This window comes from Clostridium thermarum (assembly GCF_006351925.1).
GTDB lineage: Bacteria > Bacillota > Clostridia > Clostridiales > Clostridiaceae > Clostridium_AU > Clostridium_AU thermarum.
The window spans coordinates 3,273,633-3,288,808 of the sequence record NZ_CP040924.1; the positions used below are offsets into that span (position 1 = coordinate 3,273,633).

The 15,176-nt window shown below is 35.5% G+C and carries 13 protein-coding genes and 1 riboswitch; all 13 genes read right to left on the reverse strand.

The genetic code is table 11. The annotated features are described in order from the left end of the window. Positions 1 to 188: 188 nt before the first annotated feature. Positions 189 to 2,510: an alpha-xylosidase gene (gene yicI, locus FHY60_RS14940; protein ID WP_139905784.1), complete on the reverse strand. Its 2,322-nt coding sequence runs from the start codon at positions 2,508 to 2,510 to the stop codon at positions 189 to 191. Positions 2,511 to 2,660: 150 nt separating this feature from the next. Continuing rightward, the gene (locus tag FHY60_RS14945) at positions 2,661 to 4,361 is read right to left on the reverse strand and encodes an ABC transporter substrate-binding protein (protein WP_139905785.1); all 1,701 of its coding nucleotides are present in this window, start codon (positions 4,359 to 4,361) and stop codon (positions 2,661 to 2,663) included. Positions 4,362 to 4,422: 61 nt separating this feature from the next. Further along, positions 4,423 to 5,310: a carbohydrate ABC transporter permease gene (locus FHY60_RS14950; RefSeq protein ID WP_139905786.1), complete on the reverse strand. Its 888-nt coding sequence runs from the start codon at positions 5,308 to 5,310 to the stop codon at positions 4,423 to 4,425. 13 nt (positions 5,311 to 5,323) lie between these two features. Then, positions 5,324 to 6,274: an ABC transporter permease gene (locus tag FHY60_RS14955; RefSeq protein ID WP_423243594.1), complete on the reverse strand. Its 951-nt coding sequence runs from the start codon at positions 6,272 to 6,274 to the stop codon at positions 5,324 to 5,326. Positions 6,275 to 6,508: 234 nt separating this feature from the next. Further along, positions 6,509 to 7,327, reverse strand: coding sequence for a 4-hydroxy-tetrahydrodipicolinate reductase (gene dapB, locus FHY60_RS14960; RefSeq protein ID WP_139905788.1), 819 nt, complete (start codon positions 7,325 to 7,327; stop codon positions 6,509 to 6,511). Positions 7,328 to 7,332: 5 nt separating this feature from the next. Continuing rightward, positions 7,333 to 7,460, reverse strand: a riboswitch (cyclic di-AMP (ydaO/yuaA leader). A 158-nt stretch (positions 7,461 to 7,618) separates the two neighbouring features. Next, a complete protein-coding gene (locus tag FHY60_RS14965; RefSeq protein ID WP_139905789.1) occupies positions 7,619 to 8,041 on the reverse strand; it encodes a hypothetical protein in 423 nt (140 codons plus the stop codon). Then, positions 8,038 to 8,940 carry a hypothetical protein gene (locus FHY60_RS14970; protein WP_139905790.1) on the reverse strand — a complete coding sequence of 301 codons (903 nt, stop codon included), beginning with the start codon at positions 8,938 to 8,940 and terminating at the stop codon, positions 8,038 to 8,040. Before FHY60_RS14970 ends, FHY60_RS14965 begins: the two co-directional genes overlap by 4 nt. Positions 8,941 to 9,229: 289 nt before the next feature. Then, on the reverse strand, positions 9,230 to 10,114 hold the full coding sequence (locus FHY60_RS14975; protein WP_139905791.1) for a MerR family transcriptional regulator: 885 nt from the start codon (positions 10,112 to 10,114) through the stop codon (positions 9,230 to 9,232). A 985-nt stretch (positions 10,115 to 11,099) separates the two neighbouring features. After that, positions 11,100 to 12,155 (reverse strand): IS91 family transposase, encoded by a 1,056-nt coding sequence (locus FHY60_RS14980; protein ID WP_139905792.1) that lies wholly within the window; start codon positions 12,153 to 12,155, stop codon positions 11,100 to 11,102. Positions 12,156 to 12,295: 140 nt separating this feature from the next. After that, on the reverse strand, positions 12,296 to 13,165 hold the full coding sequence (locus FHY60_RS14985; RefSeq protein ID WP_139905793.1) for a hypothetical protein: 870 nt from the start codon (positions 13,163 to 13,165) through the stop codon (positions 12,296 to 12,298). After that, positions 13,162 to 13,956 carry an ImmA/IrrE family metallo-endopeptidase gene (locus tag FHY60_RS14990; protein WP_139905794.1) on the reverse strand — a complete coding sequence of 265 codons (795 nt, stop codon included), beginning with the start codon at positions 13,954 to 13,956 and terminating at the stop codon, positions 13,162 to 13,164. The genes FHY60_RS14985 and FHY60_RS14990 overlap by 4 nt, the downstream gene beginning before the upstream one ends. A 13-nt stretch (positions 13,957 to 13,969) precedes the next feature. After that, entirely contained in the window at positions 13,970 to 14,344 is a 375-nt protein-coding gene (locus FHY60_RS14995; RefSeq protein ID WP_139905795.1) for a helix-turn-helix domain-containing protein, read from the reverse strand. Positions 14,345 to 14,508: 164 nt separating this feature from the next. Beyond that, positions 14,509 to 14,856 (reverse strand): hypothetical protein, encoded by a 348-nt coding sequence (locus FHY60_RS18145; protein ID WP_243122163.1) that lies wholly within the window; start codon positions 14,854 to 14,856, stop codon positions 14,509 to 14,511. Positions 14,857 to 15,176: the final 320 nt, after the last annotated feature.

Consider the following 15,176-nt stretch of genomic DNA (forward strand, 5'->3'; position numbering starts at 1 on the left):
CATCTCTGACAGAGTATAGCTGAAAAATTATATACTTTTTCATATAGAAATTATATATCTTTAATATACTTTTTTTACATTTTACTTTTAGAAGTAAAGATTAACTTGAAGCTTAAAGGTATCTCAACATGACAAAAGGTACCAGCTGCATTATATCTGCAGCCGGCACCTTTAATTGCCATCATTAATTAAACTAATTTACACTTTATAGGCTTTGCATCACTTAGGGGTGTAATTCTTACCCCCTTTTCCTCAAGGCTGGCAGTTGCCCCTTCTACAGAACCCACTTCAAAGATTCCATTCAATAATAGGCTCCAAGGCTTACCCACGCCTTCTGCCGCAATGGTTAACTCATTGTTTTCTCTCTGTACTGTTACCTTTAATTCCACTGCCCCCTGCATATTTACAACCTCAGTGGAAGCACTCTTGCCCTCGGAAAGTTCATATAAGCCTAAAGTAACTCCATCGGCATAATCATAATCAGGCCTTTTGTTTTCCTTACCTATTGCTATTATGCTATTTTCTTTAACCATAAGAGGTAGGCTCAAATAGTCATGCTTTTCTTTAATCCATCTTCCACCTTGTACCTTCTTCCCACTTATGAAGTTAGTCCAAGTTCCCTCAGGAAGATAGTAGGTCACTTCTCCCCTATCGTTAAAAATAGGTGCTACTAAAAGGTTATCTCCCAGCATATACTGTCTGTCCAAGTAATGACAGGTTGGGTCATCCTGGAATTCCATAACCATGCCTCTCATAACTGGAATACCTGCAGCAGACGCTGTTACTGCGGTTTTATACAGATAAGGCATTATACTGCATTTTAGCTTTGTAAAGAATCTTACAACATCGACTGCTTCCTCATCATATAGCCATGGCACTCTATAGGAAGTACTTCCATGCAGTCTGCTGTGAGAGGATAAAAGACCAAAGGCCGCCCATCTCTTATATACGTCTGCAGTTGAAGTGCTTTCGAAGCCGCCTATATCATGACTCCAGAATCCAAAGCCTGACATACACAAGGAAAGACCTCCTCTTAAGCTTTCTGCCATGGATTCATAGTCTGCAGAGCAGTCTCCGCCCCAGTGTACAGGGAATTGCTGTCCTCCTGCTGTAGCGGATCTTGCAAATACAACAGCTTCCTTTTCTCCTAATTTTTCTTTAAGGGTTTCAAATACAACCTTGTTATACAAATGAGTATAGTAGTTATGCATTTTCATTGGGTCTGAACCATCATAGTAAACTACATCAGTAGGAATTCTTTCGCCGAAATCCGTTTTAAAGCAATCCACACCCATGTCTATTAGGGCCTTCAGTTTATCAGAATACCATTTGCAGGCTGCAGGATTTGTGAAATCCACTATGCCCATAGCAGGCTGCCACATATCCCACTGCCAGACATCTCCGTTAGGTCTCTTTATGAGATATCCCTTTTTCATTCCTTCTTCAAACAAAATTGACTCCTGAGCTATATATGGATTTATCCACACGCAGATCTTTAGTCCCTTTTCTTTTAGACGCTTCAGCATCTCCTTAGGTTCGGGGAACACTCTCTTATCCCATTGGAAATCACACCAGTTAAAGTCCTTCATCCAGAAACAGTCAAAATGGAAAACATGAAGTGGTACATCCCTTTCTGCCATCCCATCTACAAAGCTGGTTACTGTCTTTTCATCATAATTGGTTGTAAAGGAAGTGGTAAGCCATAGTCCAAAAGTCCATGCCGGTGGCAATGCAGGCTTTCCGGTAAGCGCTGTATAGTTTTCAAGCACTTCCTTCATGGTATCTCCGCCTATCAGGAAGTAATCTAGGCTTTCTCCAGGCACACTGAACTGAACCTTAGTTACCTTTTCTGATCCAACTTCAAAGGATACCTTTTCCGGATGGTTTACAAATACACCATAGCCCTTATTGGTTATATAAAACGGAACATTCTTGTAGGACTGCTCTGTGCTTGTTCCTCCATCTTCATTCCATATATCCACTGTTTGTCCATTCTTTATGAAGGGAGTAAATCTTTCTCCCAAGCCATAGACAAACTCACCTACGGATAAGCTTAACTGCTCTCTCATGAAGTTGCCTTCATCCTTTGTTTTTATATAGGCGAAGTGCCTATGACCACTGAAGGTTAGCCTTTCACTGCCTCTAAAGAACTCCATCGCCCATCCATCGTTCTTGTTTATTTTTACTTTAAGCTTACCACTGGATAAGCTTACTTCTGATTCATTGTCAATTATGTCAATTTGATTCTCCACACTATTGATCTCAAACTCAGGTCCTTTTTTATTTACACCCATATAATGATAAGCTTGTACTCTTATTACATTAGGTATCGGTGAAGATATTTTATAAGTAATAACAGGACCACCTAAGGTATCTCCTCTATGATTTATCTTTTTGCATGGAGCATAAATCACCAAAGAATTATCTTTTCTATTCACACTATAAACTTCTGCTGGACTGAAAGTATCAACGCCCTCTCTGTTTAACCAACACCCATTGCTAAATTTCATAATCCGACTCCTCTCCCCTGTCTTAATTCAATTCAACTTAATCATATCATTAGTTAGTGAAATCGTATACCTTTAAAATTATAGATTATTTAATGCAGAAATTAGTGGGGGATGCTAAGCAAATAAAAAAGCGGCATATGGCCGCTTTTTTTACTTGTTCCAGAACTCAATTCTTTCCTTTGTTAACTCTGTCATGTCTGCATTAGCCTTTTCTATGTCCATGTTCTTTAAGTCTTGCTGTATCTTATCCCAAGCAGCATCAAAGTTTTCCGGTTTTCCTAGTACAAGCTGAGCTAGGGCATTCTGCATGTAATCATCAGCTTTTTTCTGGATTATAGCTAAATCACTGTCACTTGGTATATTGAACTGCCATGCCTGACCATGTTTAGAAACACCTAATTCTTCAGGTTGTGGGAAGAAGTCTGACCAGATTCTCTTGCCGTATGCCTTTAAAGTCTCTTTTTCAGCTTCATTGTAGTTAGCAATATAGATTTCTTCGCTGTTAGCAGTATAATAGTTACCAGTTGAATCTTTAGCTCCGTCTCCTCTCATAGGGAAGGGGTAAGTGTAAAGGCCAACGCCTGTCTTTTTACTAAAGTCTTTGTCAGTATTCTTTTGTTTTTGTATTTCTGGAAGAACAACTCTCTTACCATTTTCTACTTTGTAATGTACACCTTCTATACCCCAGTTAAGCAATACCTGTGCTTCATCTGAGGCCATCCAATCTAAGAACTGTAATGCTCTTTCAGCATTTGGGCTATTCTTGGCCACTGCTATTCCCCAACCACCGGAGTAACCATAATTTTTTAAGGATGGGTCTTTATACTTTGTCTCATCAACAACCACAGCCAGTGGTGCCCAGGTTCTTTCAGGCTTTCCAGCTGAAACCAGGGATTTTACTGCATCTTGATAATCCCAGTTAGCATCAGCTAAGCCTAAAACTCTTCCTGAAGAAAGCTTAGCAATATATGCATCATACTTATGAGTAAAGGATTCTGGATCTAATAATCCTTCAGCATTCATTTTATTTAACCACTTATAGTATTCTTTCATTCCCTCAACAGTAAACTTATATTTTGCTTCCTGTTTCTCATCGTCTATAGCCCATTGTCCGTCATCTGGTATACCAAGGGCAAAGCCTGCCGGGTTTGCAAGAGTTATATACCATCTCCAGTCACTGGCCATTAGTGATAAACCTATTGTTTCTTGGCCATCTATGGTTGGGTATTTCTTTTTGTATTCCCTTATAGCATTTTCCAAATCATATATATTTTTAATTTCTGGGTACCCTAACTCCTTAAGAACCGCATGCTGTAACTGAAATGTACCACTTGGATTCCAAGTTGCTGTGCTTACACCATTTGTACCTACAGTATATATAGCATTATTGTCTGGGCTGTAGCTTAATCTTTCTAAGTAGTCTCCATATAATTTTTTAAGATTTTCTCCCTTTTCTTCGATCCATGGTCTTAAGTCCATTATTGCATCAGCATCTACAAGCTTGCTTGTATCACCTTTTGCATAGATAAGATCTGGATACTCACCGCTTGCAATCATCAGTGGGATTGCATTTGTATCTCCACCAACCGGGTGGGTTATTTTTAAAGTTACGCCTGTGAGTTCAGTTATTTTTTTAGCTATGTCGTCAGTGAAATCTACGTCAAAGTTTAAATCGGCATTGAAGAAGGTAAGGGTCACAGGTGTTTTATCCATTTCCTGTTTTGCCGGTTCCTCCTGTTTTGGTGTTTCTGCATCAGGTTGTTTTGTTTCTTCTTTTGACTTACAGCCGGCAGCCAATGCAGAAATCATTGCAACTGACAATAAGAAACTTAAAATTTTTCTTTTTTTCATATTTGTTCCCCCTATGATTCATATATTTATTAAGTCTGATTTAAAGACTCAATTTCCAATATTAGCTCTTAACTGCACCTAAAGTCATTCCTGAAACAAAATACTTTTGCACGAAAGGATAAACTAGTAATATAGGCACAGTAGTTATCATAGTAATAGCCATTTTGATGGATTCAGGATTTGTGTTTACCTGAGGCAACGGATTATTTGGATCCGGCGGCTTAGCACTTGCCGCTGCATTATCCAGTATTTTCATGAGCTCATACTGCAGCGTGCTTAAGCCCTGATTGGACCTGGCATACAAATAGGTGTCATACCAGCTGTTCCACTGTCCGACTGCTATAAACAATGAAACTGTAGCGATAACCGGAAGACATAATGGGAAAATTATTTTGTAGAATATAACAAAGTCATTTGCTCCATCTATCTTAGCAGATTCCTGTAAGGCCATGGGCAGATTATCAATGAAAGACCTGATAATTATTACATTAAAGGTTGATATAAGTCCCGGAATAATGTAGACCGCGAACTTGTTAATCAAACCCAGATTCCTTATGAGCAAATATTCAGGAATCAGACCTCCACCAATGTACATTGTCAATATAAAAATTACTGCAACAAACTTGTTTAATATATAATCTTTTCTGCTTAAAGTATAAGCTAACATTGTACTGCATAGCACTCCCGCTACGGTACCTGCTACTGTCCTCAGGACGGACATAATGAAAGCATTCACTAAGTTGTTGTTTGACTGAAATATCTCCTTATAGTTTGCTAGTGTAAATTTTCTAGGTATAATATGGATTCCACCCTTTACAGTATCCAAGGCATCATTAAGGGATACAGCCAACACATTCAGAAAGGGATAAAGCGTAACAATTACCACAAGAATCATTATTATATATAAAACCATATCGAATATACCAATTTTTTTACGTCTTGAACTCATATTGCACCTCCCATCATACGATTCCGCCTTCACCGGTTTTCTTTGCTATGAAATTAGCACCAAAGACAAGGATTATTCCAACTACGGATTTAAAGATACCTATTGCAGTACCGTAAGAATATCTGAACATCCCTATACCGTAATCCAAGGCATATTTGTCTAATACTAAAGCCTTCTGCTGTACTACGTTGTTACCAAGCAGCATCTGCTTTTCAAAACCGATATTTATAAGATTACCTATGCTCATAATTAAAAGCACGATTACAGTTGATCTTATTCCCGGTAGAGTTATGTGAATCATCTGTTTAAATCTGTTAGCACCATCTACCTTGGCTGCTTCGTACATCTCCGGATCAATTCCTGTTATAGCTGCAAGATAGATAATAGCATTCCAGCCTGTCTCCTTCCAGAGATCGGAACCAATTACAACTCCCCAGAACATATTTGGTTTCGTCATAAAATGTATTGGCTCCTTTATTATGTTTAATGCCATTAGCAGTTCATTTACAGCTCCTGCCGGTGCCAGCATGCTATTTACCAAACCGGCTACAACCACCCAGGATACAAAGTGAGGCAAATATGATATAGTTTGTACCAACCTTTTAAACTTTAAAGTCTTCAGTTCATTTATAAGAAGTGCAAAGCTGATAGAAAATATAAAGCCGAAAATTATTCCCAGAATACTCATTCCTAAAGTATTTTCCATAGCTTGATAAAACTGCGGTTCTTTGAACAATGTTATAAAGTGCTTTAGTCCTACCCACTGCTGATCAAGCAGTGTGGCAAACCACCCCTTTCCAGTCTTAAACTTGAAGTCCTGGAAGGCCATCAACCATCCTGTAAGTGGTACATATCTAAATATAATTACCCATATTACAAATGGGATGGACATAGCTATTAAATACTTCTGTTCCTTTATATTCTTCCATGTAAACTTTCTGTCTTTTCTAGACAGCGTTTTCATAGAAACCTCTGTGGTCCCCTGCATTGTTATACCTCCATTTAAGTTTTTGAAATTCTAACGTATTGATTCCTATGCTTAAATACTACTATCTATGGGGATTTTTTTATACCCACAAAAATGTATATGTTTTCATGTAAAAATTATAGGTATAGTAAAAGACCACTAATTAACCATGATTAACTGTTAATTAGTGGTCTTGATTGATTTAAAGAAGAAAGGGTTTATAGCCCCCTACTATAGGCACAGCTCCTCTGTGCCGGAATTAATGCAGTCATATAAAACCCTCTTTAAATCTAATACTTCCTTCATTTCAAAATACCCGGTCTTTTTGTGTATATAATTTATTGCCTGCACAGCTCCCTGTGCAAAGATCTTTCTTGAAAAGGATTCATGACTTATCTCTATCTTGTCATCCTCACCGAAAATCTGAACTTCATGTCTACCCACAACACCACCGGCTCGGATTGCATTAATAGGTATCCTCTTATTGTATACACCGGATGATTTTAAACCTCTTTCCATCTCCCTTGCCAATTTTACAGCTGTTCCGGATGGCGCATCTTTCTTATGTTTATGGTGTATTTCTGTTATTTGAAAATCATAATTGTTCAATATATTTGCAGCAATATTACTTAAGAGCATTACTGTATTTATTCCTAAGGTAATATTGGGTGCATAAACAATTCCATTATGGAACTTATAGGGTAGACTTGATAATTCCTTAAGCTCATTATCGCTGAAACCTGTAGTCCCTATTACCATGTTCACCTTTGCCATTGATAAGGTCTTTGCGTTCTTCATGGTAGCCTTTGAATTGGAAAAGTCTACTACTGCATCAGGCCTAGTCTTGAGTATAATCTCTTCCAAGTCATTAGAAGATCTTATTTTTATTTTTGCCTTTTCATCACCGATTATAGTTCCAAGCTCTTTGCCCAGTTTTTCACTGCCTGGACTGCAAATAGCAGCAACTAACTCCATATTTTTTTGTTCTAATATTCCTTTAGCTACATACTGACCGGTCCTGCCCAATCCAATGACACAGACTTTAATCATCTAATCCCTCCTCTTTCTATGCTTACGAGGTTAGCTGACGGATTCGGGTTGAAAGATAACCCTACCTAATATGTATTAGGATTCACCCCTTAAATTGGTTCCCCCGCTCTTTTTGATTCAGCATATGGGTTGCAACCATATAGTTACAACCAACAACTTTATTTTATCATTAGGGTTGCACCTAGTCAATGTATTATTTGCACTTGTTTCTTATTTATGGAATTTTGATACAATAATTAAATAACTAGTTTTTTCAATTTTATATATGTATCTTTATCCATGCTATTTACTTCACCTATTTGTAAGACTTTGAACTGCAAGCCACTCCATTATGCTTACATTTTCACCTTTTACAGTTACCGGACTTCCATCGTAATCAAGCCTGCACTGGTTATTCAAGGTATATATCCAAGAGAAATGTCCATGATATTTGTAGGGTGCTCCATTTTTGTCTTTATATAAACCTGTAGTATCTACAACCTCATCCCAATAAGTAAAGTGGACATCCTTAGCTCCTGCCTCCAGCAATCTCTTATATGTCTTAACTGCAGTCTGATTTGGATCCACTACCGGGTCATTTTTAGAATGGGTAAACCAGATTGGTATATTCTTTATAGTATTAATCTGCTCATCGGAAATATTTACATCATAGTAGGCTTCACAGATGGGATAGGCTGCGGCAAAATACTGAGGATAGGTCAGAAGCATCTTCATTGTCTGAAGCCCCCATTTGAACAGCCTCCAATATATATTCTGTTCCTATCAATATGGGGAGTTTTATTCACATAATTTTTGATCAAATTCATCAAAGCTTCAGTATACTTTGAAGTTCCGTCAAAGGCATACTGGCCGTTTCCTCCATCCATCCACATTGTAGGTGACTGCGGGGCCAGTACATATGCGCCATGAAAGATGTCTTGTATTTCCTTTGAGGCTAAGTTAACAACCTTGTTTCCTATCAGTACTATGTTTGGATCTGTACCGCCCTCTCCTGCACCGTGAAGCCAGATAAGCAGTGGATTCTTTTTATTATCCGACTTTGGCTCATATGCGGCATAAGTCAAGGTAATATTCTTGTAGGTTATACTGTCCTTTCTAAACTCATCGGCAATCAGTATTTTTTCGCCATCTTTCTTATTCCAAAGTTCACCGGTTGAGTTTTTGCTGATAACATAATCCCACTGCACCCACTGATTCAAATTCCGTTTTATATTGTAGTTAAAGGGTGAGCCCAACACCTCTTCCGGTCCAACCTTCATTTCAAGTGTTATATAGTTTCCTGTGTCCAATGGATTACTATTTTCATCAGAAACATATGCATTAATTATCTCTCTCTCTCCCCCAAGCCCTGTTGAAGAATCTTCTGCCTTCCGCTCTACCTTTACTGTGTAATCGCTACTATCAGCGTGGTTAACCTCCTCATTCAGCTTTATTACCACTTTAGTAATTGCCGGCCCCCAATCAAAGCCTTCAATAATCGTTGAATATGACCCCTTCATTTTTAAATCCATCCTTTCAATTTGTATAGAAGTACCGTCACTTTGTTTGTTGCATCCCAACAGTACTGCTATAATTCCTGATCCCCATAATAACACTTTAAGATTTTTACGCATAATTTACCCTTTTTAAAATTGTCATTACTTATATATTTTACCATATATGCAAAGTATTTAGCATACTGCTTTTTTAGTGACAAAAAATATGTATATTTAAAGTAAACTCCGCTCCATCCCCCACACCCTCAAACCCTTATCCCTTCTCGCCTTAATTCTATTTGCCCAACTCTTTCCAGATAAAAACAAGTCACGGTTTTAATAAGGTTTTTACTCTTATTTTTCCGTGACTTTTACTAATTCTTTAATTTTTTATAAGTTTGTGTGTCATTAGATTATTATTATAGAACTACACCTTATAAATATTATCAAATTGTGGATATTTATCTATAAATGCTTTATTTGCAGCCTGGAGTTTTTCAAAATACTCCCTATATGAGTCGCTCAATATTTTTAAATTTTCAATAAATATATCGTAATATCCGCTCTCTTGCTGAAATTTCAGTAATAATTGCTGTATTTTAGAGACTGGTGATTTTTTATATTCATCTGAGTTTCTGTATTCCAAATATTTTTCAATGTCTTCTTTATTTTCTTCTAAATACATATCTATATTGTTTACTGAATCTATTATGGATGAATTAATTCTCTGCATATCTGCTTCTTCCATCTGTCCAAGACCCTGCTGCAAAAATTCTTCCAGTTCTTTAGGGAATTCTATTTCTTGAATTTTATCCAAATAATCAACGATTTTATTATATGCCCTTTCTTTTTCCTCATTATCAATTCTCCCATTAAGAAACTGTCCAAAATGTACGCATAGATACATTCCATAACCTCCTGGAAATGCTTGCAGCAGTTTCTCTTTGATTGTAAATTGCTTCTCAATGTCTTTTTCAATATAGGTAATTGCCTGCTTAATATCATAGTCTTTTATTAACTGTTCCAGACATTTTTTCTTAGCCATTGATTTTTCAACTTCTAAATCCATCTTGTATTTACACTTCGCCAGAGCAGCGGCTTTATTTGTACTTGCAAGAATATCTTTGATTTCAGAAATACTGATGCCTAATTTCCTTAAAACTCCAATTTCTTTTAATACTGAAATATCTTCATCACTGTAATTCCGATAACCGTTATCCTCTATCCTTGGAGATATAAGTCCCTCCCGTTCATAATATTCAACTGCTTTCTTTGTCAATTTACATTCTCTACATACATCTTTAATTAACATTATTATCACCTCGTAATTATCATAGGCTAATACCTAAGGTGATAGTCAATACCTATTTTGTATAAAGTTTAAAAATATACGCAATGTACAGAGTACTTTTTTATCCGATAAATCCTCACATTTGCTTTATTAATTTTCAATATTTTCTCAGCAAATACTGCTTATTTTGTTTACTTAATGAAATCACTGCTCATTTAAAACTCGTTTCCCTAAGGCATTAAGTTTCTGGCAAGACTCGTACTTTGTAAGATAGTATTTTCTATTTAAGTAAAATAATGATTTATAAACACCAATAGTATGTGTTCTTCCGTTTCTTAATATAATAGTTACCTGCTTTTTCTTTACTATACCTTAAAACAAATGCTGCTTACTTTCCTTTTGTGTTTTTAGCAATGATAAAGTACCGAAAGGTTTCTAGTGTTGCATTAATACAATTAAATACTGTTGACAATTTTAAAGGGAGCTATTAGATTTTTATATATTCCAATAACTCTCTGATTTTTGGTTAGCTTGGACTCAAAAAGAAAAATTTACCATTAAGTAGTTGGATTTATCCTATGGCTAAAAAAATCCCCTAACGGGGACTCTCAATAGAGTGGCTAACGCCACTCTATTGCTTTTCAATGTCACCGGTAAAATAAAAGTCTGCATTACAACGAGGGCATACCAAAATAGGCATTCCCAAATCTTCACATTTAGAGTCTTCCTCAAGAATCTCATCCATGTATGCAATCTAATCTACCACAAAGGCTGGGGCCCACTCTTCGAAACCGCACTTGCGGCATTGATATTTGTACACAATTTCTTTCTCTATTGGATTGAGTTCGTAATAATATTCGTCTATTGGATCCATCTGGTTTATCCTCCTTATAGGTTGATTCCCTTATATCATATATCAAACCATAGTCATCATGCCAGATTTTCCATAATTCCATTTCTTTTTTACACTTTCTGCATTCTAATGGATTTCTATCAAAAGTCTCTATTATTCTCTGCTTCCACCTCTTTTTTTCTTGTTTCTTTTTCTATTTAGAATATCTGAAATCTTTAACTGTTTAACAAACTTATACAAGTGTATTATTTCTTTAGCCAAAGCATTTTTCTTCCTTGAATATAGACCATACCTTCTAACGCACTTAAAGCCTTTTTTATGAATTTGTTGTACCAGCTTTCCAATGAACGTTAATACATCCAATGTAACTTTTATATGTTCACCGGTATCATGGTCTTCGCACCAAAAGGTTACATTCTCACCATCATAGCTTTCAATTCTATACTCTGCTATCGCAGCTCTTGCAAGATATCTCCCTATGTATTTAGTGGCTTTTTTCATATCTGTAAGGGCTCTGTCTGCATTAACATAAAAACCATCTTTATATACCCTGTACAAGGTACTAATTAATTTTCTAGTTTTATAATCCTTAAAATATTTCTTTATGATATCTAAAACAATTTTTTGCCAAGACTTCCTTAGGTATTCATATGGTATATATTCTACCGGCTTCCACCAGCTATATTTATTGTTAATAGCCCCTTCCGTAACAAGTGCATGCACATGAGGATTCCATTTTAAGTCTCGTCCAAAAGTATGAATTACCGCTATTACACCCACCTCATAACTCTTGCCCTTATGTTTTTTGTACCAATAGTCAATTACTTGATAGACTCCGTCCATCAGGTCTTTAAGCATCTCTCTTCTTTTATAAAAATAATTTCTAAGTTCCTCAGGTATAGTAAATACGCTATGTCTATGTACTACATTTAGCATATTCTCTTGCTGCTTTTCTACCCATTTCAGCGTGTATAGCCTTCCACATTTCACACAGAACTTACTTTTACAAGTGAACCCTACTTTAATACTCTCTCCACAATTGAAACACATGTACTCAGCGTAACCTTTATTAATTTCTCCACAATGAAGAGATTTTTCAACGACATTAAAGATATGCTCTCGCATATCTTTAGGCAATCTATATGATAACTTATCTTTGAATTCATACCATTTATGTTCCAGAATCATTTCTATGGTTATCTTATTCATAGCAATCACCTAGATAAATACAGATACACTTAAATAATCGAAGTTATCCACAATTTCTTAAATACATAATTTCCTATAGAGTAAAGAAAAGGTTTTGGTAGGCTTAAAATCTACTAAAACCTTTTTACTATAGTCCAGATTCAAAAGATTAAATATATCGTGCTGTCCTTTAACATTTCTAAAAATGCTGCATTATCTATCAATTTGTCTTGCTCCTCAATTGAATTATCTTGTTTTTTTCTTGTAAATTTTATTCTCCTCGTCTGCCTGTAACTGTCCACAAAAGCATCAATATTTCCTTCGTTTATATACCCAAGCCTTGTCCATTCATAAATCAGAAAGTCATTCGATTTAAAAGTTATGGAAGTGTTGCTCCTGTCTCTAAAGCGCTCATCTTTATAAAGTATTTCTTTAGCCTTAGAAACAAATTCATAGGTATCCCTGTCACTGCTGAAGATAGTTATAATATCAATGCTTCCACTGTAATAATAGGAAAGGATATAACTTAGAACGGAAATAGATATCTCTCCTGCATTTTTCCTTTGAATCCTGCCGTTTGAAAGTTTCTTTTGGTCTAGTCCCTCTTTATAAAATACACCAAGCCATTCCTCATAAGGGTCTAAATCCTCTACAGGTCTATTTTTTAAGATGTTTTTCTTGATAAAACTAACAAGCCTGCTCACATTGTAACAGCAGTACAAAAACAGATAGTATAATTCTGCTTCTTTGTAATCTACCAATGTTAAATAATCAACTTCATCTATAATTTGGACCTTCGAACAATGTTTTAAATCATTTATGTAACTTTTTCTATTATCACTATCACAGACCTCAACCCATACCCATTTGGGGATAAGAATCATATCATACTGGCTAAATATCTTTTCAGGACTGACGCTCTTGCGTACCCATGTTAAAAATTCAACAGAGTTATTATCCAGGATGCAAATTTTGAGAGACCTGCCCGTGGAAAGGTATTTTTTTAAGTCATTTATGCTTTCTCCTTTCATTTGACAAGCCCCTCCACTCCTTTTTTAATTTTATTCTTTAGCGTGAGCAGAAACTGATAATTATCTTTATGATGGGAGACATCTGGGTTTTCTTTCATAACACTTTGTATTTTCTTCTCCAACCTACCTAAACTTACAACATATGAGGGTTTCACTAACTCTGCATCCAATTCCAAATCTATAAATTTTTGCACTAAGTTCTCAGGTTTATTATCAAAATGCTCAAGAATTTTTTCTTTTAAATCCAAATCATTATATTTTGTAACGGCTTCTTCAAATAGTTCTATCAGTACTGCCTTATATGGTGCCTTATATACATCCATGCATTTTATGACTCTGTCGATAAAATCTTCATCATCTAATGAATAGTAGTAGTCGTACACATTGCCAAAAATCATTTTTGCAGCAAAATAGTCTGCTCTTCTCTCATTTAAATCCATATCAACAGCAATATTATGGGTCTCATCCCTTAAACTGAGGTCATAGAACAAATGATATATTTCATGCCATGCCACAAAATATTGATAGACACGGGGCTGGGCTGTATTGATAACTGGTATTTTAATACTTCCCTTTGTAATAATAGCCCCGCCCCAGTATTCATCATTTATAGGAATCTGGATTAAATGATTCTCTTTTAATACCGAAAAAGACAGTTTATCCTGCCCCGTTACTCCCGACTTATTAAACCTGACTGTAAAATCATTTGTTAATCTTAATATATCATCTTTAATAAGTTTATTTTTTTCAATAACCTGCTCAAGGTTCTTACTCGTTATTAATTCCGACATAATCTGCACCTTCTTAATTGTAATATAGTTCGCACATATGAACTATATCCTCTAAAATACCAAACATCTCTTGAGCATTAGGTTTAAGGGCATGATTCTCTGGAGCATTGTCAGACAGCGCAAAAACAAGTTCCTTTTTTGTCTTGTACTTTGGAACATAGTTTAGTAGTTGTTCTTCATCCATGTCCTGGCTGTCTAAAATCTTTTGAATATGGGTTTTGAATGTAGCAAGGCTGTCGACTTCTCCTTTGATTAATTTATCTAAAGTAGGCCGTGAAATATTAGTAAGCCTTGAAAAGGAAGACTTTGTATATCCATTGTCTTTAATGATATTTAATATATTTTCGCCAATTAGTTTTCTATTTTCAAACAATAATTCAATGCTCATTTTTTACACCTCCTGCTATATTATACACCAAAAGTGTAAAAAAAGATACAGTTTGTAAAAAATATTTTTACAAACTTTTGAGGTTATCTTTTCAGTTGTAAAATTTTCTATAAGAAAAAAGCATCGGCAGAATTTAATTCCTGCTAATGCCTTTTCCCTATTACCTAATGAAGAATGCAACCTTTTATTCTGTAATTCTTAATATAATCCCAATATGCTTTTACTTCATCGCTGTCTATCATTCCGAAGATGTTTTCAATATCATCATAAAACCTCTTATATGCATGTTGGATATAAGGCTTCATCTTTGTTCTTAGATGTGGTAATGAGAAATTGCAAAATACCAAATCCCTCAAGACCAGAAACTCTGCAATGTTTATATCCAAAATAATTTCCTTTTTACCATATGGTTCGGCCATTAAGATAAGTAATTTGACCATTAACATCTCTGTATTACTAATATAATCACGGATTGCAAAGTTATTTACTATCTCTTCTTCGTAACTTACCATCTCACGATGTCTATCTACCTGCTGTAATAAACTAAATAATGATTTTTTTAGGAATTGCGATTTGAATATTTTCCTCATTTATTTTCGCATAAACTTTTTCCACCTTCAAAAGCATAGAATAAGCCCTCCCTATTATTATGAAATCCCTGTTTATATAACTTCACTACAGTATAAAGAGGACCATATACTCTTTTCAAGTTCCTTAATATTTTTAAAATTATTTATAACTTCATGCTTCAAAGATTGTTTATATCCCTTTACTACTTTCATTTACTTTCCATGCTGTCCAAAATAATATTAAAGCAAGAATTTATAAAGGC

Excerpts from the sequence above, each read along its gene's own strand:
- yicI (WP_139905784.1), bottom strand. The coding sequence starts at position 2,510 with ATGAAATTTAGCAATGGGTGTTGGTTAAACAGAGAGGGCGTTGATACT.
- FHY60_RS14945 (WP_139905785.1), bottom strand. The coding sequence starts at position 4,361 with ATGAAAAAAAGAAAAATTTTAAGTTTCTTATTGTCAGTTGCAATGATT.
- FHY60_RS14950 (WP_139905786.1), bottom strand. The coding sequence starts at position 5,310 with ATGAGTTCAAGACGTAAAAAAATTGGTATATTCGATATGGTTTTATAT.
- FHY60_RS14955 (WP_423243594.1), bottom strand. The coding sequence starts at position 6,274 with ATGAAAACGCTGTCTAGAAAAGACAGAAAGTTTACATGGAAGAATATA.
- dapB (WP_139905788.1), bottom strand. The coding sequence starts at position 7,327 with ATGATTAAAGTCTGTGTCATTGGATTGGGCAGGACCGGTCAGTATGTA.
- FHY60_RS14965 (WP_139905789.1), bottom strand. The coding sequence starts at position 8,041 with ATGAAGATGCTTCTGACCTATCCTCAGTATTTTGCCGCAGCCTATCCC.
- FHY60_RS14970 (WP_139905790.1), bottom strand. The coding sequence starts at position 8,940 with ATGCGTAAAAATCTTAAAGTGTTATTATGGGGATCAGGAATTATAGCA.
- FHY60_RS14975 (WP_139905791.1), bottom strand. The coding sequence starts at position 10,114 with ATGTTAATTAAAGATGTATGTAGAGAATGTAAATTGACAAAGAAAGCA.
- FHY60_RS14980 (WP_139905792.1), bottom strand. The coding sequence starts at position 12,155 with ATGAATAAGATAACCATAGAAATGATTCTGGAACATAAATGGTATGAA.
- FHY60_RS14985 (WP_139905793.1), bottom strand. The coding sequence starts at position 13,165 with ATGAAAGGAGAAAGCATAAATGACTTAAAAAAATACCTTTCCACGGGC.
- FHY60_RS14990 (WP_139905794.1), bottom strand. The coding sequence starts at position 13,956 with ATGTCGGAATTAATAACGAGTAAGAACCTTGAGCAGGTTATTGAAAAA.
- FHY60_RS14995 (WP_139905795.1), bottom strand. The coding sequence starts at position 14,344 with ATGAGCATTGAATTATTGTTTGAAAATAGAAAACTAATTGGCGAAAAT.
- FHY60_RS18145 (WP_243122163.1), bottom strand. The coding sequence starts at position 14,856 with ATGGTAAGTTACGAAGAAGAGATAGTAAATAACTTTGCAATCCGTGAT.